The sequence below is a fragment of the Paenibacillus hodogayensis genome (genome assembly GCF_039536325.1).
GTDB lineage: Bacteria > Bacillota > Bacilli > Paenibacillales > NBRC-103111 > Paenibacillus_AB > Paenibacillus_AB hodogayensis.
Genome location: NZ_BAAAYO010000010.1, coordinates 1,064,919 through 1,088,267, shown reverse-complemented (window position 1 = coordinate 1,088,267; position 23,349 = coordinate 1,064,919). Strand labels below are relative to the sequence as shown.

17 protein-coding genes and 3 tRNA genes are annotated in these 23,349 nt (G+C 56.2%); 19 read left to right on the top strand and 1 reads right to left on the bottom strand.

Going from position 1 to position 23,349, the window contains the following annotated elements; translation table 11 throughout:
- Positions 1-221 precede the first annotated feature (221 nt).
- The 19 genes from ABD796_RS23615 to ABD796_RS23525 all read left to right on the top strand — a co-directional run bounded on the left by ABD796_RS23615 (position 222) and on the right by ABD796_RS23525 (position 22,835).
- Positions 222-5,378 carry an S-layer homology domain-containing protein gene (locus ABD796_RS23615; RefSeq protein ID WP_344912524.1) on the top strand — a complete coding sequence of 1,719 codons (5,157 nt, stop codon included), beginning with the start codon at positions 222-224 and terminating at the stop codon, positions 5,376-5,378.
- A gap of 326 nt (positions 5,379-5,704) precedes the next feature.
- A complete protein-coding gene (gene thiM / locus ABD796_RS23610) occupies positions 5,705-6,523 on the top strand; it encodes a hydroxyethylthiazole kinase (protein ID WP_344912521.1) in 819 nt (272 codons plus the stop codon).
- A gap of 282 nt (positions 6,524-6,805) precedes the next feature.
- Positions 6,806-7,867, top strand: coding sequence for a Gfo/Idh/MocA family protein (locus ABD796_RS23605; protein ID WP_344912519.1), 1,062 nt, complete (start codon positions 6,806-6,808; stop codon positions 7,865-7,867).
- Between the two features lie 363 nt (positions 7,868-8,230).
- Complete coding sequence (locus tag ABD796_RS23600; RefSeq protein ID WP_344912517.1) at positions 8,231-8,632, top strand: DoxX family protein; 402 nt, start codon at positions 8,231-8,233, stop codon at positions 8,630-8,632.
- A 301-nt stretch (positions 8,633-8,933) separates the two neighbouring features.
- Positions 8,934-10,820: an asparagine synthase (glutamine-hydrolyzing) gene (asnB, locus tag ABD796_RS23595; protein WP_344912515.1), complete on the top strand. Its 1,887-nt coding sequence runs from the start codon at positions 8,934-8,936 to the stop codon at positions 10,818-10,820.
- Positions 10,821-10,874: 54 nt separating this feature from the next.
- Complete coding sequence (locus ABD796_RS23590) at positions 10,875-11,615, top strand: Cof-type HAD-IIB family hydrolase (RefSeq protein WP_344912512.1); 741 nt, start codon at positions 10,875-10,877, stop codon at positions 11,613-11,615.
- A gap of 139 nt (positions 11,616-11,754) precedes the next feature.
- Complete coding sequence (locus ABD796_RS23585; RefSeq protein WP_344912510.1) at positions 11,755-12,240, top strand: DUF456 domain-containing protein; 486 nt, start codon at positions 11,755-11,757, stop codon at positions 12,238-12,240.
- A 96-nt stretch (positions 12,241-12,336) separates the two neighbouring features.
- Positions 12,337-13,065, top strand: a complete 729-nt coding sequence (locus tag ABD796_RS23580) for a ThuA domain-containing protein (protein WP_344912508.1) — start codon at positions 12,337-12,339, stop codon at positions 13,063-13,065.
- 146 nt (positions 13,066-13,211) lie between these two features.
- Entirely contained in the window at positions 13,212-14,051 is an 840-nt protein-coding gene (locus ABD796_RS23575) for a sugar phosphate isomerase/epimerase family protein (RefSeq protein WP_344912504.1), read from the top strand.
- Positions 14,052-14,300: 249 nt separating this feature from the next.
- Positions 14,301-15,185: a dihydrodipicolinate synthase family protein gene (locus ABD796_RS23570; protein WP_344912500.1), complete on the top strand. Its 885-nt coding sequence runs from the start codon at positions 14,301-14,303 to the stop codon at positions 15,183-15,185.
- Positions 15,186-15,299: 114 nt separating this feature from the next.
- Positions 15,300-15,632 (top strand): hypothetical protein, encoded by a 333-nt coding sequence (locus ABD796_RS23565; RefSeq protein WP_344912498.1) that lies wholly within the window; start codon positions 15,300-15,302, stop codon positions 15,630-15,632.
- Positions 15,633-15,816: 184 nt separating this feature from the next.
- On the top strand, positions 15,817-17,646 hold the full coding sequence (locus ABD796_RS23560) for a glycosyltransferase (RefSeq protein ID WP_344912496.1): 1,830 nt from the start codon (positions 15,817-15,819) through the stop codon (positions 17,644-17,646).
- A gap of 52 nt (positions 17,647-17,698) precedes the next feature.
- A complete protein-coding gene (locus ABD796_RS23555) occupies positions 17,699-19,912 on the top strand; it encodes a BclA C-terminal domain-containing protein (protein ID WP_344912494.1) in 2,214 nt (737 codons plus the stop codon).
- A gap of 72 nt (positions 19,913-19,984) precedes the next feature.
- The gene (locus ABD796_RS23550; RefSeq protein WP_344912935.1) at positions 19,985-21,307 is read left to right on the top strand and encodes an RCC1 domain-containing protein; all 1,323 of its coding nucleotides are present in this window, start codon (positions 19,985-19,987) and stop codon (positions 21,305-21,307) included.
- A gap of 186 nt (positions 21,308-21,493) precedes the next feature.
- Positions 21,494-21,880: a large conductance mechanosensitive channel protein MscL gene (gene mscL, locus ABD796_RS23545; protein WP_344912492.1), complete on the top strand. Its 387-nt coding sequence runs from the start codon at positions 21,494-21,496 to the stop codon at positions 21,878-21,880.
- A 178-nt stretch (positions 21,881-22,058) separates the two neighbouring features.
- Positions 22,059-22,445, top strand: a complete 387-nt coding sequence (locus ABD796_RS23540) for a flagellar protein (protein ID WP_344912490.1) — start codon at positions 22,059-22,061, stop codon at positions 22,443-22,445.
- Between the two features lie 111 nt (positions 22,446-22,556).
- Positions 22,557-22,628 (top strand) — tRNA-Lys (locus ABD796_RS23535).
- Positions 22,629-22,647: 19 nt separating this feature from the next.
- Positions 22,648-22,721: transfer RNA gene (locus tag ABD796_RS23530), tRNA-Met, on the top strand.
- Positions 22,722-22,758: 37 nt separating this feature from the next.
- A tRNA-Asp gene (locus ABD796_RS23525) sits at positions 22,759-22,835 on the top strand.
- Positions 22,836-22,934: 99 nt separating this feature from the next.
- Here ABD796_RS23525 and ABD796_RS35695 read toward each other — a convergent pair.
- Entirely contained in the window at positions 22,935-23,276 is a 342-nt protein-coding gene (locus ABD796_RS35695; RefSeq protein ID WP_379116990.1) for a hypothetical protein, read from the bottom strand.
- Positions 23,277-23,349: the final 73 nt, after the last annotated feature.

The window sequence follows — 23,349 nt, the reverse complement described above, 5'->3', positions numbered from 1 at the left end:
CCGATATATCGATATGCACAAAAATTGAATCTGATTAAGCGCAAAACGCCTCCTAACCGCGTCGCTGGAAAGGAGGCTTTTTTAATAGAGATATTGTCCTAGAGAGCTTCAGTACGATTTGGCAGGAATATAGACTTGCGACATAATTCGACATTTTATTAACATTGTTTCTGATAGAATATGTTGGAAAACATGTGAAATGAAAAGGGAGGTTCTTGTATTTGTCGGGAAAACGCGGAAATACACGCTTTCCAAGCAAGCGCTGGATGAGTATGCTGCTGGGGATAACTTTGCTCCTCTCCACGCTCATACCCCTTGCGCCGGAAGCGGCGAAGGCGGAAGGGTTGCCGTCCGGAAGTCCCGAAACTCCGCCTGTAGGGGTTATCCAGGCAGGCAATCCGATCGGTGTTTACTTGACCCGCTGGGTGCTGGATGAGGCCGGAGGCTACATCTATGCCGTGTCGTCCGATTCGAACCAATTGCTGGTCATACGGACCAGCGATCTTCAGGTCGAGCAGACGATTGCGATCGGCACGAGACCGTCGGATTTGGACATCGAGGGCGGCAAGCTGTATGTTGCCAACCTGGGGAGCAAGTCGATTCAGGTTGTCGATCTGGCTCAGAAAATTGTCGAGAAAACGATTGCTACCAGGGAGAATCCGTCCCGCATTGCGGTGGCCGGCGACAAGGCCTACTACACGGCGCTGGACGGCAGGATCGACGAAATTTCGGTCGTTAACGGAGTGTATTCGTCCATTCCCGCTTTGACAAACCGTTACTCTGTACCGCTGGCGACGGACAAGCTGCGGGGGATCCTTTACGTTCCCGGCTCGCAAGTTTTGGAGGCGTATCGGACCGATGACCGGACGCGGATCGACAGCACCGACGTCTTGAAAAACTTCATGGGCGGAAATCCGCCACTGCTTGTGCAAGGACAGGAGCTGTTCTACGCCGGTCACAGGCTGGACGGGGCACGAATCGGCTCCGTGACGGGCGCCTACGTCGAACCCGGCGGCGCGACCGCACAGCTTGCGTCGGCTACAAGCCAGTATGTGCTCTCCGACAAAAGCGTGTTCGACCGGAATACGTTCCGTGTCGTCGCCTCCTTGCCCTACAGGAGCGATTTGCTACTGATGGACAGTTCAAACGGAATCTACAGCTTCAACGGGGCGACGAAGACAATTAATCGCATTGCGATCGATACGACGCCGAAGCCTGCCATTGTGTATAGCAAACCGAGCGCCAATACGCTTGTGTTCGACAAAGGGCTGACCGGATGGACGCTCAGTCCGAACGGGAATTACATGTACGCTGTTTCCAAGGAAGCCAATCGGCTGCTGTACATCCGCACGACAGATTGGGACGTCGAAAAAGACATCCATGTCGGAGCGCAGCCCGAGGATCTGCGTGTCGTCAACGACCAAGTGTACGTGACCTTGAACGGCTCCACCTCCATCGGAGTCTTAGACGTCCAAGGCGGTGCGACGGTAAACGAATCGGTCTACTCGATGCCGGTCAGCTCGTTTTCGTCCCGGCTCGACGGAAAGACCGGATCGCTGTTTTATACGTCTTCCGACGGCATACGCGTTCTAAACGCGGTGTACGGCGCAGGGAAACGGCTTGATGAAATCAACGGACAGCTGGCGTTTGCCTATTGGAACAATGCAGATGTAGTCTTGGACAAGACCGCCAACATCTTGTACATTCTTGTCGGTGGCCGTCTGCTAAAGGTGGATACCGAAACGTTCCAAATCCAGAAGCAGGCCAGTGTTTCTGGCTTCTCCAGATTGATTATGGATGGCGACTTTTTGTATGTGGGCAACGAGCGCTACCTGGCTTCCGACTTAAGTCGCGTTAACGGGGCCTACGGTCTAAGCGGCAGCAACGTTCTTGCTGCGAAAGGAAACTATGTGCTGACCGAATATTCGCTTTACGATCGAAACACTTTCGCCAGAATTTGCGATTTGCCCGAGAAGGCGTCTGCGGCTTTTATGGACGACTATGGTCGAGTATTCCTGTACGCTTCGGCTACTGGAAAAGCGATTAAGTATGATTCCGTTCAATCTTTGATTGCGCAAAGCCCGGACAACCAGCCTCCTGCGCAGGCGGTTCAAAATTTGACCTTTACCGATACGGACCCGGTTCGCGGTTCGATTGGCGGCAGCTTGAGCTGGTCCTCGCCTGCCATCTTCAAGTATATAACGGGCTATGCCATCTATTATCTGGACGCCGATCGCCGTAAAATCGGCGGGCCGCTCGCGACCTTTTCCTGGGGATCTAGCAATTACTTGATCCCTAACGGCACCCGTATTCCGAATGAGGCGAAATATTTGGCGGTATTTGCCCGCAACGGTACGCTCGAAAGCACCGTATTTGCGGATGTGGAAATTCGAGACTTGATCGGACCCTCTTTACAGATCATGGTGAGTAACATGTATACAATGGATAGCAATCCGCTCGGAGGACAGTACGATCTGACGTACAACTGGATGCCGGTCATCGTGCCGAATAACGAATCCGTATGGATGGAGCTGTACTATGCGGATGCAAACAAAACGATTATTGGAGGGCTGGCGAAGGAAGCAGCGTTTGGATCCATATTTGAGTCGCAGCAGGTTCATTTGGGAGCTCTTCCTTCGGGAACCCGTTATCTCAAGGTCAAATATCGGATGGAGAGCGGTTTGTACGATCTGCAGGAGGATTTGGTGCCGATCGTGGACAACATCTCCGCAGAACCGGTTAGCGATCAGGGCGGGAGGCCGGGCGCTCCGGTCGGTTATTCTTTAACCTTGGACTTCACCGACGAAGATCTGACCCCCGGTCGACTAGGGGGGCGGCTGTCTTACTTCAGTTCTTTGCGAGGTGAGGACTTATCAAGCTTGGTGCTGTACTTTCTGGATCAGGAAGGCCGCAGGCTAAGGCCCATCATGGAATTTGCGGTTCCGCCTTCTAGTTCCTTTTCAAGTTATGAGACTTATATCCCGAACGGTACCGTCATTCCTGAAGGAGCGGTCAAGCTCGGTTTTTATCCGAAAAACAACGCCGGTGAAGGCGCGGTAGGAGCCGTTCGCACAATTTGGGACATGCCCTTTACCGAGCCGAACCATGTACAGTTTATCGACGGCAGTCCTTACAAAGGGATCGCCGATGCCAAGCTCGAATGGACCACGAATGGACCTGAAACTGGGCTGCTTAAGCAATATGAGTTATTTTATCTGGATAAATACTTTATGCGCATTGGCGAAAAACCGATCGCTATCCTGAGTCCAGGGCAAGAGAATTATTCGCAACCGATTCCTGACGGGACTATTCCGACGGAGGCTCGTGCTGTTGGTGTGTTTATGAAGGATATTTACGGGGATATACCAGACTATAGGGGATTTTTCACTGCACCCATTACGGACAATATTTCGGCAGAAAGCACTTTAAATTATCCTTTCAATCCGTTATTGCCTCCGGCGCTGCAAGGGGCGTTCATTGACGAAGACGGGGATGCGGGGAAACTGGGCGGAATGACTTGGTGGTTGCCGGAAGTGGGAAGCTTGGCTAGCGGGATCATCGGATACCGTATTTATTTCGTAGATGCCGATCTTCACAAGCTGAAGCCCATTGCGTATGTAAATTACGGCTACGGTTACGATACATCGTGGACAGCACAAGTACCCATGAGTACCGTTATTCCAGACGGTGCAAATGCATTCGGTGTATACCCGTGGGACGGCAACACAGAGGGACCAGGTGCCTACTATTCGTTTACCGACAATGTGTATCTGACTTCTTTGTCGGCGGAGCAAATCGACATCGTCAATCATCCCGAAGGGACAAACGATACGATTACGGTAACGGGTTTGAAGTCGGGCGATACGATCAAGGTATATCGCAATGCGACGATTGCGTATCCGATGATATTCGGAAAGGCGGAGGGACCGTCGCTCACGCTGCAAGTTCCCCAACTGGGTAAAGAAGCGGGCAGTGTGTATGTAACAATGTCAAACTCTGAAGTTGGCTTTGTCGAGAGCCGCCGCGTCCAGAAAACATACGCTGCGGAGATAGTGACCGTTCCTAGCGGTCCAGGAGGCGGTGGAAGCTGCTGCGCAGGAGGCGGTGGAGGCAGTCCATCGACGCCAACCCCAGCTTCGGAGCCGGGTACCTATGCGCCGCAGGCGAAAACCGAGACGCAGGACGGCAAAACTTTCGCAGTTGCTGAGCTCGATGCGACGAAACTGACCGATGTATTCAAGCAAGCGAAGCAGCAAGAAAAAAGCAGTGTGATCGTCGATCTGAAGGACTCGCCTAACGCCAAGGTGCAAATCCCGGCTGAGGCGCTGCTTAGCGCGGCAAGCGCCTCGCCCGGGGTCAACATCATTTCGGTTAAGAGCGGAAATGTGACCTATGATTTACCTATAGCGTTGTTCGACGTGCAGGCGATTGCGAAGCAGCTTGGCATCGCTTCTAAGGACGTCAACATTACGGTTACCATTGAGCAAGTCGGCGCATCCGAAGCAGAGCAAATCGAGGCGCGGACGCAGCGAGAAGGCGCCAAGCTGCTGGGCGTTCCGGTGGAGTTTACCATTACGGCGGGCACGAATGACAAGCATCTTACGATCAACGATTTCGGCAACACCTACGTGACGCGGACAATTGTTCTGCCACAGGCTGTCGACCCTTCGCAGGCGACAGGCATCCGGGTCGATCCGGTTAACGGCGAGCTGCATTTCGTTCCGACCGAGTTCGATACGGTGAACGGACAAACGGAAGCGCGGATCAAGCGCCAAGGCAACAGCGTCTATGCGGTAGTGGCTGTGAGTCCGCCAACGTTTGCCGACGTGCAGAGTCACTGGGCGAAAGCGGACATAGGGCTATTGGCCGCGAAGCTGATCGTAAAAGGCATAGGGGACAACCGCTTCGCGCCGGATCAATCCATCAGCCGGGCGGAATTCGCCGCTCTGCTGGTGCGTTCGCTAGGCATAGCGGAAGAAAAAGCGGGAAGTGTCGTGTTCGCGGACGTTCCGGCTGACGCTTGGTTCGCCGGAGCGGTAGCGGCAGCGTCGAACAAAGGTTTGATCGAAGGCACCAACGCTGGCCGTTTCAGCCCGAACGAGTCGATTACCCGCGAGCAGATGGCTGTAATGATTGTCCGTGCGCTGGACATGATCGGAGCCCGAAACGATGGCGCCGGCAACGTCAACGCTTTGACAGGCTTTGCGGATCGTACCGAAGTGTCTTCCTGGGCGCAGCCTGCGGTTTCTCGGGCTGTACAATCCGGTCTAATGAACGGGATTGACGAGACCCGGTTTTCTCCGGGCGGCTCGGCTTCCCGGGCTCAGGTTGCGGTGATCCTGAAGCGGATGCTGCAGCAGGTCGGATTTATGAACTAACCGGATCAATAACTAACCGAAGAGGCTCTGCTTTTGCGCAGAGCTTCTTTGTTATGTCTCCCTGCAAGAGAGTACATTTTTCGCAACCGAGTGTGTCCGCCCGCATATTGACCGTGCCCGAACCGGTGTCGTATCATAGAACCATTGAAAAACTCAGGGATGCCCTTTGGCACAGAGCTAAGGGAAGCGGCTGTTCGTTCAGTCGCTTTCGGAGCCAAGCCGGAGCATGCCGGACAAGGAGAAGCGGATGCGAGCACACTTTGCTGGAGCGGGTGTGTTTTTGGTGCAGCCGGACTTCTCCTTCTTCATTATGAGGAGGGAATCGAATGAATGTGGAAACCGGCCTTGCCTTGTTGAACCGGGTACGGGAGAGAAAGCCGCTTGTATACAATATAACGAATGTGGTCGTGACGAATTTTACGGCCAACGGCTTGCTGGCTTTGGGCGCATCGCCGGTTATGGCGTATGCGCGGGAGGAGGCCGCCGACATGGCCCGGATTTCCGGTGCGCTTGTGGCGAATATCGGGACGCTGGATGAGTCTGTGGTCGAATCTATCATCCTTGCAGGCCGGTCGGCCAACGCCCATGGCGTTCCGGTCGTGCTGGACCCGGTCGGCGCTGGGGCGACCGCTTATCGTACGGAAGCGGTACGGCGCATCATGAGGGAAGTCCGTTTAACCGCGATCCGCGGAAACGCCGGCGAGATCGCCAACGTTATCGGCGAGCAGGGGGAGATGAAGGGCGTGGACGCCGGCGACACAAACGGAAACGATCCGGCAGAGCTCGTCCGTCGGGCGGCTGAGCGGCTGGGCACGGTTGCAATCGTCACCGGTCGGCACGACTATGTGAGCGACGGCAGCGTCACGTACCGCATCAGCAACGGAACGCCGCTGCTCACCGCCGTCACGGGTACGGGATGTCTGCTGACGAGCATCATCGGCGCTTTCGCGGCTGTGGAGCCCGATACGGTGGCTGCCGCCGTGAGCGCGCTTGCCTTCTACGGAGTAGCCGCCGAATTGGCCGTAGATAGTTCGGGCGCGGATCGCCCCGGCACGTTCCAGACCGAACTGCTGAATAGGCTCCACACAACGGGCCCTGACGATTTGCGCGACCGCGTGGTCGTTGAGCGGCTGAACAACGGATAACGGTGAGAAAAGGCGGGAGGCGGGGCAGGGGCATGTATGTGTGGGCGTGGGAACGTCCCAGGGCAATCGCATAAGACACAGTCCGGCTATGTAGAGAAGGCGGAGGCGAGCCTTTGGGTCCGCAAAAGCGAAGCGGTCGCCTTTGAAAACGGATTCCGCCTGCTATGACCTAAAACAAGCCCGTGTGAAGAAATGATGAAGTGATAGCCGGACGTCTTGTCATCCGTATACGGAGCGATCATAATGAAAGCGAAACCAAACATTGCTCTCGGAGGTAAGGAAATGGAAAAGCTGCGCATCGCCGTCGTAGGGACAGGCAATATTTTCAGGAGCGTTCATTTACCGGCCTGGCTGGCGAATCCAGAGGTGGAGATTGTTGCCGTCTGCGACGCTTATCGGGCCGGAGCCCAGAAGATAGCCGACGACTATGGCATTAAGGACGTTTACGAGGACTACCGCGAGGTCATTGCGCGGGACGATGTGGACATCGTCAACGTGTGCACCCCGAACTTGTACCATTCCGAAGTGTCCATCGCGGCGCTGAAGGCGGGCAAGCACGTATTTTGCGAAAAACCGGATGCGATCAACCCCGAGGAAGCTTACAAGATGGCCCAGGCGGCCAAGGAAAGCGGCAAAGTGTTGATGGTTATGCGCAACAACCGGTATCGGCCCGTATCGACCTTTTTAAAGAAATACGTGGAACAGGGGCATATGGGCGACGTCTACACCGGACGTTGCGGCTGGTTGCGCCGGCGCGGCATTCCCGGCAAGGGCGGATGGTTTACGACGAAAGAGCTGTCCGGCGGCGGTCCGCTGATCGACCTTGGCGTCCATATGATCGACCTGTCGCTGTGGATTATGGGCAATCCGAAACCGGTTGCGGTAAGCGGCTCGGTCTACACGAAGTTTGCCAACAACGACTTGTCCGATTCGGCGCATAGCGCATTCGGCAGCAAACAGGCGGACGGTACGTTCGACGTGGAAGACTTGGCTACCGGCTTTATCCGCTTCGAAAACGGCGCCAGCCTACAAATCGAATTCAGTTGGGCGTCGAATATCGAAAACGAAGGCCGCTTCGTCGAGCTGCGCGGCACGAAGGCGGGCTTCAGCCTGTTCAATGAAGAACTGAAGCTGTTTACGGAAATCGAAGGCACGCTGTGCAACGTCATCCCGCAGCTGCCCAAAGATTCGGGCGGGCACAAAAACAATATCGACCATTTCGTAGACGTCGTTCGCGGACGGGCGGAGCCGATCTTCGTTCCGGAGCAGGGCGTCGATATGATTAACATTTTGAGCGCCATTTACGAGTCGGCGCAAACCGGCCGGGAAATCCGTCTCGATTAGTACAAAGCCAAACCTAATCTTTATCTAAGGACTCGACCTATTCCTTGAACCGCAAAGGACGCTACCTTTCCGGGTACACAGGATCAGCAGCTCTTGCTTTGCTCTAACTAACAAAGGCGTCGGGCTGCCGGCATGAAGGCCGTTCCGTCTCTCAGCGGAGCGGTTTTTCTGCCCTTTGGCGGCAGCGGTTGATCCTTTCATCCAATGCTTGCACTCTTGGCGGCGCGGTCGAAGCGGTGCAAGGTCTTAACGTCTTCCGGGCACGCAAACCGCATTTCGATAAAAAAGCAATCCGTAAGAAACGCCGGTTTCCCGTCTATGCTACCATTGACTTAACGACAATAGAGCAAAGGTGGATGAATGATGACTTCTCCCATTTCAAGAGGAAGACGATGGACGGCTTGGATCCTGAGCGGGCTGGTCATTGTATTTATGTTGTTCGACAGCATAACCAAATTGTTTAAAGCGGGACCGGTTGTCGAAGGCACGCTTTCCCTCGGCTATGCCGAGCATCATGTTGCTGTGATAGGCGTGCTTGGGCTTATTTCGATCCTGCTGTATGCTTTCCCGCGCACTTCCGTCTTGGGCGCTCTGCTGCTTACCGCATACTGGGGCGGGGCGATTGCCACGCATGTGCGTCTGGACTCGCCGTTATTCAGCCACATTCTGTTTTCCGTCTACTTGGGTATACTGGCTTGGGGAGGGTTGTGGCTGAGGGACGAAACCGTAAGGAACCTCATTCCGCTGCGAAAAAGAGATTATTAAATGGTCTTAAAGGAATGCGAGGAGCCCCGAAGGGCCTTAAAAAATTAGCCTTAATAAAAGGACCCAGCTGTCAAACCGGCTTCGGTCCTATTTTGCGTTCAGCCCGATTTCAAGGGCGATCGGCAGATCCGGACGGCTGCGGAAGCTTGACCTTGACGCCGTTTTTTCTACTGCGATCGCTCTGCCGAAATGCCAGGCGAACCTTCGATTTCCAACCAAGGTATGTTATACTGAAAGCTAGCATGAGTCAGAGCTATCTTAGTACCGCAACAATCGATTTGCAGAAAGAAGGATTGCATGTATGTGCGGCATAACCGGAATGATGTACTTCGACGGCCGGCCTGTAACGGAGGCTTCCCTGCACGCGATGATGAATGTCATCCGGCACCGCGGCCCCGACGACGCAGGCACCTGGACGGACCCGGGCATCGGGCTCGGCTTCAGAAGGCTGTCCATAATCGATTTGAAAGAAGGACACCAGCCGCTCTGCAACGAGGACGAGTCGGTCTGGATCGTGTTCAACGGCGAAATATACAACTACCAGCCGCTCCGTGAGCGGCTGCTGGCGCAAGGACATCGTTTCCGCACCCATACGGATACGGAAGTCATCGTGCATCTATACGAGGAATACGGCGAAGACTGCGTGCAGCATTTGCGCGGCATGTTCGGCTTCGTCATCTGGGATCGCAATCGCCGGAAGCTGTTCGGCGCGCGCGATCATTTCGGCATCAAGCCGTTCTACTATACCCATGACGGAAGCCGGCTGATGTTCGCCTCGGAGATCAAAAGCATACTGGCCGTGGAGGGCTTCGACCGGCGGCTTTCGGAGGAAAGCCTGCTGCAATATTTGACGTTCCAGTACGTGCCGGAGCCGAATACGATGTTCGAGGGTATCCGTAAGCTGCCCCCGGCCCATACGATTACCGTCACGTTCGACGGCAGCGTGAAGCTGAAACGCTACTGGGACCCGATGTTCGCGCCGGAGCAGCGGCCTTTTGCCGATATGGTCGAGGAGCTGCGGGCTAGGCTGAAGGATTCGGTCATCCATCATATGCATAGCGACGTGGAGCGCGGCTGTTTTCTGTCCAGCGGCATCGACTCCACCGCCATCGCCGCGCATATGCGGGCTATCGAGCCGATTCGGACATTCTCCGTCGGCTTCGAAGGGCCGAACAACGAAACGATTATCGCCAAAGAAACGGCGGCCGCGCTCGGCACCCAGCATCATGCGAAGATTATTACCGAGCGCGATTTCTTCGATGCGGTGCCCAAGGCCGTCTGGCATCAGGACGAGCCTGTCGCCGACCCGTCGGCGATTGCGCTCTACCATGTGTCGCAGCTTGCCCGGGAACATGTGACGGTCGTCCTGTCCGGCGAAGGGGCGGACGAGCTGTTCGGCGGTTACCGCATCTACCGCGAGCCGCTCGCGCTGCGCCCGCTCGCCTGGCTGCCTTTGCCGCTCAAACGAATGCTGCATCAGGCGGCCAAGCTGCTGCCCGGCGGCATGACCGGGCGAAATTATTTGCTGCGCGCCACGACTCCGCTGGAGGAGCGGTTTCTTGGCAACGCCAAGCTGCTCGGCGAGGAGGCCAAGGCCAAACTCGTGCAATGCGATCCCCGATTGCTGGCAGGCTATACGGACCCTTGGGCCATTGCGGGGCAATACTACGCGAAGACCCGTCAGCAGGACCCGGTTACGCGCATGCAGTATATCGACATGAATTTGTGGATGCCCGGGGATATCCTGATGAAGGCGGATAAAATGACGATGGCTCATTCGCTGGAGCTGCGCGTACCGTTCCTCGACAAGGAGCTGTTCGAGCTGGCCCGCGTTATTCCGGCCGAATACCGGCTTGGCGGCGGGACTACGAAATACATTTTCCGCAAAGCCATGGAAGGCATTATACCGGACTTTATTCTCAACCGTCCGAAGCTCGGCTTTCCCGTGCCTCTGCGCGACTGGCTGAAGGGAGCGAGGGGAATCGAGCTGCTGGAGCAGATTCGCGGTTCGGGCATCGACGGTATTCTGCGCATGGCCGAGATCGAGCGGATGCTGCAGCTGCACCGGAACGGGCAAGGCGACTATTCGCGCATGCTGTGGGCGGTATACATATTCGCGCTCTGGCACTCGACCTACTTGCAGGAAGCGAAAGGGTACGGAACCGAGCGCAGCGCCACCGGATTCTGAGAATAAACGGCAAGCCGCGACACGAATGCGACGACAAGGGGAGAAAGCACGCATATGCCACGTTACAAACTGATTGCGCTTGATATGGACGGCACGCTGCTGAACAACGAGCATGAGGTGTCCGAGGAAAACCGCGCCTGGATGTTCAAGGCGCTGGAGGCCGGCGTCACCGTCATGCTCTCGACCGGCCGCGGCGTTCAGAACGTTTATCCGTATACGGACAAGCTGAACCTGAATACGCCGATCGTGGCGGTCAACGGCGGAGAAGTGTACCGCGCTCCGCGCGAGCTGCTGACCCGTCATGCGATGGATGTGGAATCGATCCGCGCGATGCATGCGATGGCCGTCCGGTACGATACTTGGTTCTGGGCATACGCCGTCGAAGGGGTATTCAACAAGGAGACGTGGACGGAGAACCTCGACGCGTTTAACTGGCTGAAATTCGGCTTCTTCACGGATAACGATCCGAACCGCGAGCGGATTTTGGATTGGCTGCGCGAGCAGGGCCGGTACGAAATTACGAATTCGCACCCGCACAATATCGAGATCAACCCGCTCGGGATCAGCAAAGCGAGCGGCATTGCCGAAGTATGCAAGCTGCTCGGCATCGGTATGGCCGAGGTAGTGGCAATGGGCGACAGCCTGAACGACATGACGATGATCCGCGAAGCCGGGCTTGGCGTGGCGATGGGCAATGCGCAGGATGCGTTGAAGGCCGCCGCCGATCTGGTTACCGTCACGAACGACGAGCATGCCGTGGCCAAAATCATTGTCGAGCATATTCTGGTCGATTGAACGCCGGCAGTTCATGGCTTTGATAAAAGAAGCCGCCCCTCACGTTTTGCCGGCGCTCGGGGCATCATGATGCTAGCATAGGAACGAACGCCGTCATGCAACGCGGCCAAGCGGAAGCTTATTTGCGGGAGGACTTGCGATGGATATCCTGGGTTGGATTTTGGTCGTCGTCTTGTTCGCCGTCGGCATGGCCGGGGCGATTTTTCCCATTTTGCCGGGCGTTCTGGCCGTGTATGGCGCTTTTTTCGTGTACGGGCTGTTCTTCGGCTTCGGCGAATTCGGGGTGTGGTTCTGGCTGCTGCAAACGTCGGTCGTGGCTGCCATCCTAATCGCCGATTACATCGTAAACGCCTGGGGCGTCAAAAAGTTTGGCGGCTCGCGTGCCTCCGTCATCGGCAGCACGATCGGCATTCTCATTGGGCCGTTCGTCATCCCCGGCATCGGGCTGATTGCCGGACCGTTCCTTGGGGCCTGGATCGGAGAGCTGCTGATCGGGGCCGATCTGCGGCAGGCGACCCGGGCCGGACTCGGGGCGCTCGTCGGATTTTTGTCCAGCACGGCTGTCAAGCTGGTGCTCCAGGTCATTATGATTGTGTTGTTTATCGTATGGATATCCGTGAATTAACACGGTATACATAAAATCCTTTTTCAAGCGTGACTTTCAAGGACAACCAGATATGCTCGATGGCTATTTCACTTCACTTAATAGGGAGCTGATCAAGTGATCCGGGTTACGGTATGGAACGAAAATGTGCATGAGAAATTGAATGAGAAAATTGCCGGTATTTATCCGAAAGGTATTCACGGGGCTATCGCCGACGGCATCGCCGGAGAAAACGTGCAGGTTCGCACCGCTACGCTGGAACAGCCGGAGCATGGACTGACCGAGGACGTTCTGAACGAGACTGACGTCCTGATCTGGTGGGGACACCGCGCCCATAATGACGTGTCGGACGATATCGTCAACCGCGTGCACGATCGCGTTTTGAAAGGGATGGGCCTGATCGTGCTGCACTCCGGCCATTTCTCGAAAATTTTCAAAAAGCTGATGGGTACGAGCTGCGACCTGAAGTGGCGCGAGCAGGGCGATAAAGAGCGCATCTGGGTCGTCGATCCCGCGCATCCGATAGCCGAAGGGCTCGGCCAATATTTCGAGATCGAGCACGAGGAAATGTACGGGGAGCATTTCGACATCCCGGCTCCGGACGAGCTCGTGTTTATCAGCTGGTTCGAAGGCGGGGAAGTGTTCCGCAGCGGCTGCACGTATCACCGCGGCAACGGCAAGGTGTTCTACTTCCGTCCGGGCCACGAGACGTATCCGACCTATTACAACCAAGACGTGCTGCGCGTCATTAAAAATGCGGCCCATTGGGCGGCGCCAAGACACGGTGTTCGTCAAACGTACGGCAACGCCAAGCCGCTGGAGCCGATCAAAGGCGAGCAGCAATAATCCAAGCCAACCCGTTTGTTCCGTATGCCTAGGAGCAAACGGTTTTTTTCGGCCGGAGGACCGACGGTTTCCGGGTTTATAGCTTTCATCGGGGCCGGGCAGTACGGCTTTTATCGAATCGGATACGGGAAAGGGTGGATACTACGATGAAGCTGTCTTTTACGACGTTGGGCTGTCCGCAGTGGGGGTTGGAGAGAATTGTAACGAAAGCGTCCGAATACGGCTTTGACGGCGTGGACTTCCGCGGGCTGGAGGGCGAGATGGACATATTTGAGCTGCAGCCGTTCAAAACCGGTTACGTGGAGACGCGAAGCCGTTTCGAGGCGGCGGGGCTGGCGCTTACTTGCTTTTCCAGCTCGATCACGCTGGCATCGGTGGAGCGGGCCGGGCGCAACTGGGAAGAGCTCGAGCGCTACGTCGAGCTTTGCGACCGGTTCGGCACGCGTTATATCCGCGCGTTCGGCGGGAAGCTGGAAGGACGCGACCGGTCCGCGGGTCTCGCTGCCTCCTCGGGCTTGCTAGAGCGTGCCGAGCCGCTGCTCCGACAGTCGGGCGTCAAGCTGATCGTGGAGACGCATGACGACTGGACACGGTGCGAGGATGTCGCCGCGCTGCTGGAAGGCACGTCGCCCGATACCGTAGGCGTTCTATGGGACGTGCATCATCCGTACCGGATGTTCGGCGAGCCCCCTGAGCGTACGTGGAACGCTTTGGGCTCACGAATCGCATACACCCATTGGAAAGACTCGCTCCCTCAGCCCGATTCGCCGGACGCCTTCACGTACCGGTTCATGGGCGAAGGCGATGTGCCTTTCCAAGCCATCCGTTCGGTGCTGACCGCAGGCGGCTACGATGGCTGGTATACCTTCGAGTGGGAGAAGCGCTGGCATCCCGATCTGGCTGAGCCGGAGCTGGCGTTCCCGCAATTCGTCCGCTATATGCGCGGACTGGAAGCGGAAGAGAACGAGCGAAAGCGAGCAACGTAGGCAGGCGCAGGGTTCGCAGGTTCGCGGCAGAGAGAGGCTGCGAACCGGGCGGATCCTTTTGCTTTCTCGCGTTCGGCCGGAATCGCGGATGAAAAAGTATTGACGTTCTCTCAAGAAAACGGTATCCTGAAAAGGATTATTGTATTATGGTATGACCATAACACTTATTTTTTATTGGTCATACCATAATACACCATTTGCAAGTTATTATGGAGTTTGGCGCAAACGCCAATACAGGGAGAGCGGGACATGACAAAACAAGGCTTTTATCCGGCGTTAGGAACGCCTCTAAACGAAGAAGGCAAAGTCATCCTATCCAGTCTGCAGCGTCATGCGGAGGATCAAGTGAATGCGGGCGCTGCCGGGCTGCTCGTCATGGGCTCGATGGGCCAGCAGCCGTATATTTCGTCCAGCGAGCCGGGCAAGATCGCGAGAGCGGCGGCAGAAGCAATTAAGGGGGCATGTCCCTTGTTCGTCGGGGTTATGGATAATTCGATCGCGCGCGTAAAGGAGCGGATCGCCCAGCTTGAGGGGATTGACGTCGACGGCGTAGTCGCGACGACGCCGTATTATTATCCGATGTCGCAGGAAGATATTAAAACCTTCTTTAAAGCGCTTGCATCCGCTTCCCCTTATCCGGTTTACTTGTACGACTTGACGGTCGTGACGCAAAGCAAAATTACGGCTAATACGGCCGCGGAGCTGATGACCGTGCCGAACATTGCCGGCATCAAGACGGGTGATCTCGCGACGGCCCGGGTGTTATCGAGACTTAGACCTTCGGTCAACCCCGACTTTAGCATCATGTTTAGCGGACTCGACCTGTTCGATACGGCATACGGCTACGGGATCGACGAAAACTTGGACGGCATGTTCAGCTGTTCGTCCGCCATCGCATCCCGCATGTACAAGGCGCTGGAGAAAGGGGAGACGCGGGCTGCCGCGCAATGTCTCGACGATATTTTGCTGCTGCGCGACACGTTCGTTCAGGTCGGCGTGTTCCCGGCGTTTACGCACGCGATGAATTTGCTCGGGTTCGAGGGGGCGTTCCATCCCGACTACGCGAAGCCGCTCGACGACAACGGCAAAGACAAGGTTAAAACGTGCATGCAGGAGTTAAAGCTGATCCCGTGAACGACTCAGGCGGCGAAGGTCCATGAGCTGAGAGTGGCCGTGTTTCAAATGGGAAATATCATGCCAGCAGCGTCGGCACGACCCGCACGACCGAGCTGAGCGGCGGCGTACGAATTGAATAACAAAACGAAGCTGCCCGGTCGAAGCGTACCGGGCAGCTTGCATTTTTTGTACCCGGTCTTGATATTGATGCTTCTCGTGACGGTTCTCGGGTACGGCTTCCTTTTTTATTTGTTGTTTCGAGCTGTCTGGAACAAGAATAGGCATGCTTTCTTTATACTCATATCGACGCTCGGAGACCACGACCTGGTCGCCCGGGAGTTCGAATGGCTGCGCGTAAGATTGCAGGAGGAGTTGAACGAACAACCTTCGGCAAGCGTCACCCGCTGGTACCAAAGCTGGAGGCGTCATGGCGGAGGGGGGATGGAGGCAACCGGTGATTCGTGACATCATCGGTTGTTTTTGCTGTTTAGAAATTGTTAAGTGCCTTGTGATAAAGTGACTTTATACCTAAATATGAATGGACGCAATGGCCCTATTCGTACATGCTCGATTGTTGTGCGTTAACGGCCGTTTTCCGATTCTGTTTTTGCTTTTTCGTATTTTGCCCGGGAGAGGTGCGAGACCAGGAATGAAACCGAAGGAATTGACAACAACCGCCATCATCGTCCTTGCGCAGCACGAATCGTTGCTGCAGCCCTGCTTATCGTCGATCATCTTGTCCACCGGGGGCGACTACGAGCTGATCGTGGTCAATGACGGGGATCAGCCGGACATCCGGGAATGGCTGATGAAGGACGCCAAGACAAAGCTGATTGCGACGTCCGAGCGAGTCGGCGTAGCCGCCGGCTTCAATCTCGGCGCACGAGCAACTGATGCGGATTTGCTCGTATTCGTGCGCGACCACGTCGTCGTGACGGAAGGCTGGCTGGACCGGCTTCGCGATTGCATGCATGCGCACGAGGATGCGGCGCTCGTCGGGCCTTTGAGCAACGGAGTGAGCGGCCCCCAAAGGCTTCAGCTTCCCGGCGACGACCCGCGGGCGGCCGAGGGCCTTGCCAATCTCCGTATCGGACAAGCCAAAAAAGTGCCCAAGCTATTGAGCCACCTGCTAGCCGCCCGGAAGACGGCATTCGAATCGCTGGGCGGCTTCGACGAGCGGTTCGGACTGGAAACCTACGAGGACGACGACTTGTGCTACAGAGCTCTGTCGGGAGGATACGGTCTGTATGTGGCGGAGGATTGCTACGTCCGTTATTCGCCGCCGCCGAACTTGTTTCCGGAAGATCCTTCCTGGTATAACGGACAGCTTTCGCGCAACCGGACCGTCTTCAGGGACAAATGGGGAGTCGACCCGTCGGATACTTTATATGGCTGGAAGAAAAGGATCACCGTAAGCTTGTGCATGATCGTCAAGAACGAGGAGAACACGCTCGATCGATGCTTGTCCAGCATCGGCGCTCTGGTTGACGAGATCGTCATCGTCGATACCGGATCGACCGATCGGACGAAGGAAATCGCCGCCAAGTATACGGATCGCGTGTACGATTTCGAATGGGTAGACGACTTCTCCGTCGCAAGAAACTATGCTTTCGACCTCGCCTCAGAGGAATTTATAATGTGGCTGGATGCGGACGACATTTTGCTTCCCGAGGACGGAGAGCGTTTTGCCCGTCTCGTAGGCGCTCTGCCCTGGGACGCGGATGTGGTATCGATGGTGTACAACCTGTCGTTCGACGAACGGGGGAACGTATCGACCAGCTTGCGCCGCAACCGATTGGTCAAACGGAGCAACAATTTCAGATGGATCGGCGCGGTTCACGAATATTTGGAAGTGTTCGGGAACATCGTCGATACCGACATAGCCGTCACCCATGATCGGAAACATACGAACTCTTCGCGAAACTTGGGCATATACGAGAAGCGCGAGAAGATGGGCGAACGATTCACTACTCGAAACTTGTACTATTATGCCAACGAGCTGGCCGACCATGAGCTGTGGGAACGGGCGATCGCCACCTATGAGCAGTTTCTTGCGCGGAGCGATGGTTGGATCGAAGACAATCTCGCCGCATGCGCTAGGCTGTCGGAGTGCCTGTACCGGCTTAACCGGATGGAGGAGGCCAAGCGGCAAACCTTACGGGCGTTCGCCTACGGGCTCCCGCGAGCGGAGCATTGCTGCCGGCTGGGGTTCTACTTTATGGAGGAGTCCAATTACGAGACGGCCGTCTATTGGTACGAGCAGGCGACCCGGCTCGTTCGGCCGGAAAATTCGATGGGGATGCTCCATCTCGCTTGCTGGACATGGCTGCCTCACATTCAGCTGTGCGTCTGCTATGACCGTATGGGCAAGCGCGAGCTCGCGATCCGGCATCATGAGTTGGCCGCTTCGTTCGCGCCCGACCATCCGAGCGTTGTGGCAAACGCGAAATATTTCGCAACCTTGCCGGTACATAGTTGACTGGTCTAATCAGGGTTTCCGCAATAATTAACCATATATGGAGGAATCAAGTGTGAAGGATCGCAAACAAGGATGGATGAGAGGCTCCATGGCGTTTATGCTGCTGAGCCAAGCTTTTAACAGCGTCGCTTTTGCGGCGGAAGGAGATTCGGCCAGCAACGGGGGAGTGATCTCCGCGTTTCCGGATATGCAGAATGCGGCATGGGCCGAACGGGATGTGGACAAGCTTCGTTCACTGGGAGTCGTAACAGGAGACGACGCCGGATTGTTTAATCCGAACCAGGCAATTTCGCGTCAAGAGGCGGTTATTATGGTCGCCCGTCTGCTGAGAGTGGCCGGACAATCCATATCCGCGTCTACCTCCCAGCTTCCTTTGCAAACCGATGACTGGGCTAAAAATTACGTGGCGCTGGCTCTGGATAAAGGCATTCTCGTGGCCCAGGAGGAGCTGGAAGGAGCCGCCGCGACAACCGGCTGGAACCGACAAATCGCTACCCGGGAATGGATTGCCCGGCTCGTCATCCGCACGTTGGGCAGCAAGACGACGGGAATCGCCGGTTCGGGAGCGGGCACAGCGTTCTCCGATATGGGCGATGCCTCCTCCTGGGCGTCCTCTTACGTGCAGGAAGCGGCTAACCTGCGTCTGATCGACGGTTTTCCCGACAACTCCTTCAAGCCGAGAGACCCGGTTACACGCGCCCAAGCGGTTGCGATCCTGAGCGGCATGGAGCAGATTCTTATCGGCAATTCGGAAAGCATCACGCGGGGCACCGTTCAATCGGTTAGCGGCAACAGCGTTACCGTCGCGAAGCAGGGCGGCCAGATGGAGACGTTCTCCATTACCCAATCGACGGTCAGCTACGGCAACATTAAGCAGGACTCGCTTGTAACCGTGGTTCATTTCGGTTCGGTAGCTAGCTTTATCGAGACGGTGGCGGACTCCCGCAGCGCGCAAATCAAGCTGGGAGAGAACGGCAAGCAGGGCGAGCAAGGGCAAAAAGGCGACAAGGGCGATAAGGGAGACCCGGGAGATAAAGGCAAGCAAGGGGAGAAAGGCGAGACAGGCGAGAAGGGCGAGAAAGGCGATAAGGGCGAACGGGGAGAATCCGGCTGGTCAGGCTCCAAAGGGGCGACAGGGGAAACGGGTGCAACCGGAGCGACCGGCGCTGCGGGCGAACAGGGAGCAACTGGAGCAACAGGCGCGACAGGCGCTGCGGGCGAGAAAGGAGCAACCGGAGCGACCGGGGCGACCGGGGCAGCAGGCATCGGTTTAACGGGCATTGTGGTTTTTGATCCGCTTTTGACGGGTTCCTACGCCGAGGGACAAGTTGTCACCTATGCCGGCAGCACTTATGTTGCGAATACCGCTTCGCCTACGGGAGTACCGGGTTTATCGGCGGATTATACGTTGCTGGCTGCGGCTGGAGCGATCGGAGCAACTGGAGCAACAGGAGCAACCGGAGCGGATGGCGTGACGGGTGCGACCGGAGCGACTGGAGTGACGGGTGTGACCGGAGCGACTGGCGAAACGGGTCCGACTGGAGCGACAGGCGTTACCGGAGCGGTTGGAGCGGATGGCGTCACGGGTCCGACTGGCGCTACGGGTGCGACCGGAGCGGTTGGAGCGGACGGCGTTACGGGTCCGACCGGAGCGACAGGCGTTACCGGAGCGACTGGCGTTACGGGTGCGACCGGAGCGACTGGAGTGACGGGTGTGACCGGAGCGGACGGCGTTACGGGTCCGACCGGAGCGGCTGGCGTTACCGGAGCGACTGGCGCTACGGGTCCGACCGGAGCCGCAGGAACGACCGGAGCCACCGGAGCCGCCGGAGCCACCGGAGCCACCGGAGCCGACGGAACGGCGGCGGTTGCCAGCGCTTTCGGCGCCAATACGACAGGTAGCGTAATTGCGGTCGTTCTGGGCGGAACCAATGTACCTCTGCCAAACTCTCAAGTGGTGGATGGTAATTTTCTCATAAATGGAGCAAACGATACTTTTACTGTTCCTTCCAACGGGAACTATTACATTTCATATCAAATCAACCTGACAGCCTCCATGCTCGTGTCGACAAGATTATTGATCAATGGAGTACAAAATAATGCGAGCACTATCGCACCGATGGTATCCCGCGATCAATATAATAATTCAATCATTGTTACATTGACTGCCGGATCGACGGTCAGCCTTCAAATGTTTGGAATACTTGCTGCTCCAACTCTCTTGAACGGGGCCGGCGCGACTGTAACGATTATGAAATTGAAGTAAGTAAGATTCGCCGACTCGATGAAAAGGGAAAAGGCAGGTGAACGATCGTTGCGGAGGTTCAAACCATTGAAAATGAAACAGACCCGGATAGTGGGCTCGGCGCTGGCCTTAGGGCTGATCGTCTCGGCAGCCCCGTATGCATGGGCTGATGGCGGGACGAATATGACGGTAACGCAAGCCGCGTACTCCCCGCAATCGGTTGAAGGCGCCGGACAAGCCGTAACAGCATCCGTATACGGCTCGGCCGTCAGCGGCTCCGTCTATGGCGTTCCGGTTGCCCGGACAATATACGGGGTCACTGGGGAGGTATACGGCAACGGCTCTCCGGCGTTCGCCTTAGGGAGCTCGCATACGCTGGCGCTGGCGGCGGACGGATCGGTCTGGGCGTGGGGCTTTAACGGATCCGGCGAGCTGGGAGACGGCACGAGGGAGCACCGTACGGCGCCGGGCAAGGTAGCGGCTCTGAACCGTGTCGTTCAGGTGGCGGCAGGAAATCACAACCTGGCGCTGAACGGAGACGGGACGGTATGGAGCTGGGGATACAATGCCAACGGTCAATTGGGCGACGGAACGGCAACCTTGCGGAATACCCCGGTGCAAGTTAGCGGCCTGCGGGAAATCGTTCAGGTGGCGACCGGGTTTACCCACAGTCTTGCGCTGCAAGCCGACGGGACCGTATGGGCATGGGGAACCAACGGGCATGGCGAAGCCGGTCTGGCGGATTTCTCGGACAAGCTCGCTCCCGTTGCAGTACCGGGCTTGAGCGAGGTTGTAGCGGTCTCGGCGGGAGGCTGGTACAGTTTGGCGCTGAAGAGCGACGGGACCGTATGGGCGTGGGGCTGGAACAAGGACGGTTACCTGGGCGACGGTACGACGATCGACCGCAGCGCGCCCGTTCAAGTAGCGGCATTGTCGGGTATTACGGCCATCTCGGCAGGACTCGACCATAGCCTGGCGCTGCAGGCCGACGGGACCGTATGGGCGTGGGGCGGCAACGCGTTCGGGCAGCTTGGAGAGGCAACGGATGCCGGCCGGTCCGTACCTGGTCGGATAGCGTCCATACAACATGCCACCGCCGTATCGGCGGGCTCCAAACACAGTCTGGCGCTTCTCGAGAATGGGACCGTTCTGTCCTGGGGCATGAACGACAATAAACAGTTGGGCAACGGTCTTGCGGACACAAGCCGGTCTGCGCCGACTGCGGTAGCAGGCATACAGGCGACGCAAATCGCGGCGGGCTGGGGGTCGAGCGGAGTCCTTGCCGCCGACGGAACGCTTCGTTTATGGGGATTGAACAGCTATGGGAAACTGGGTAAGCCGGACAAGGCTCCGGTCCTTGCTCCGGAATCGATCCAGGGCTTGCCGGCGATTCAATCGAGACAGGCAAAGGAATAAGCTCGCATAGTCACAGGACTGTCCTTCAGTATCGCAACGGGCAAGGAACCGATTATTCTGAACAAATACGCCTCCAACACCGCCTATTGGCGGTGCTGGAGGTTTGTTTTTGTTTTCACAGACTATTTCCATGACCGACATAATTGAAGTATAGTAATAGAAGCAAGCTTACGAGGAGGCAATGGAATGTGGAAGGAATTTAAATCGTTTGCTTTAAAAGGGAATGTGCTCGATTTGGCCATCGGGGTCATTATCGGGGCCGCATTCGGCAAAATCGTCAGCTCGCTGGTGGCGGATATTTTGACGCCGATCCTGGGGCTTCTGCTCGGTGGGCTCAATTTCTCCGGGCTCAGCATTGCCGTCGGGGACGCGAATCTGAAATACGGCGTGTTTTTGCAAACGGTGATCGACTTCTTTATCGTCGCTTTCTCGATTTTCCTGTTTATCAAAATTCTCAGCAGGCTGAAGCGCAAGGAAGAGGCAAAGCCGTCCGCGCCTCCCGCCCCTTCGAAGGAAGAGCAGCTGCTTGCCGAAATCCGCGATTTGCTGAAGCAGCAGCAAGCTTCGAAATAAACGTGTTCTAATGGGAGAAAAAGTCCGCCTAAGGGGACTGTTGACAAAGTAAGGCTTGTCAACAGTCCCGATAAGGCGGATTTTTTTGTGCGGCAACAGGTTTGACCATTGTTCCTTGTCGATGGATATAGTACAATGGAATTAGGACTTTTTGCTCAGTTTCGGGGGATGGTCGCATATGATCATAAAGCTATTGGTAGATAATTGTCCGAGCTGCGGTGCGGTATACCAGAAAAACGCCCGTCATTTGTGCGGAGCCTGCAGCGCCAAGCAAGACTCGGAGCTGGATCTGTGCCTCGACTATTTATGGAAGTTTCCCAAATCCACGGTGGAAGAGCTGAGCGGCCTCACCCATATTTCGGGGGCGGTTATCTCTGCGTTCGTCAAGGAGGGAAGGCTCTCCAGAGGCTACACGAATCTGACTTATCCTTGCGAATGCTGCGGTGCCTCCATACGTCATAACCGGCTGTGCGGAAGCTGTTCCCGCACCTTCCAGCATACGGCGTTGCAACTGCAAAGCTCGCTTCTGCGGCCTTCCGGAAACGTTTATAACATTCGCAAATAAAAACTTTTTATTTTTTTTGAGAAAAAGAGTTGTAAAGTGTCTGTGGATATGATATATTATTATTCGCTGACACGATGAACTAACAAGTTCGACGGTGGACAAGCCTGATGCAGGTCCGTAGCTCAATGGCAGAGCAACCGGCTCTTAACCGGTAGGTTGTGGGTTCGACCCCCACCGGGCCTATATCTTTCTTACTTAACGACGCGGGGTGGAGCAGCCCGGTAGCTCGTCGGGCTCATAACCCGAAGGCCGCAGGTTCAAATCCTGCCCCCGCAATAGCTTTACTCCCGAGAAGTCGGGCACTTATAAATGCGGAGCTGTGGTGTAGTGGCCTAACATGCCTGCCTGTCACGCAGGAGACCGCGGGTTCGAATCCCGTCAGCTCCGCCATTTCCCATTAACGCAAACATCCGTGATCAGACGGATGTTTTTTGTATTTCGCAAGCAAAGAGTCTGATTTCAAGCGCGACTGGTTGAAGGGGCAAAGGATCACCGCAGCCTCCATGTGCCGCCGATTTTCTGAATGCGATGTCCCTTACGTCGCCTGATTGTGCATGCCAAATAACTCCGGTCGCTGCAAGGAACGATTGGGACATCGTCCTTGACGGCGGCCGGAGAAAAAGTTGCAATGCCGCTCAGCTTGCTCTGGAAGCAGAACGGGACGACGATTTTGCGCGAAAAGGGCCGGGCCGGATCGGCATGCCAGCGCTGTCGCTCGCCTTCATCGCCATCGTCGAATTCGAATTCCCACTCGCCATTGAGGTTCAGCCATTCGTCGCGGACAAATTGCGGGCGAGGGTATTCGGCTCTGGGAATAGCGGGTTGGCTCATGTACATCTCTCCTTTTTAATTGTGTTAATAATATATGAAATAAAACAATGAAAAATGAAGTAATGGACAGGAT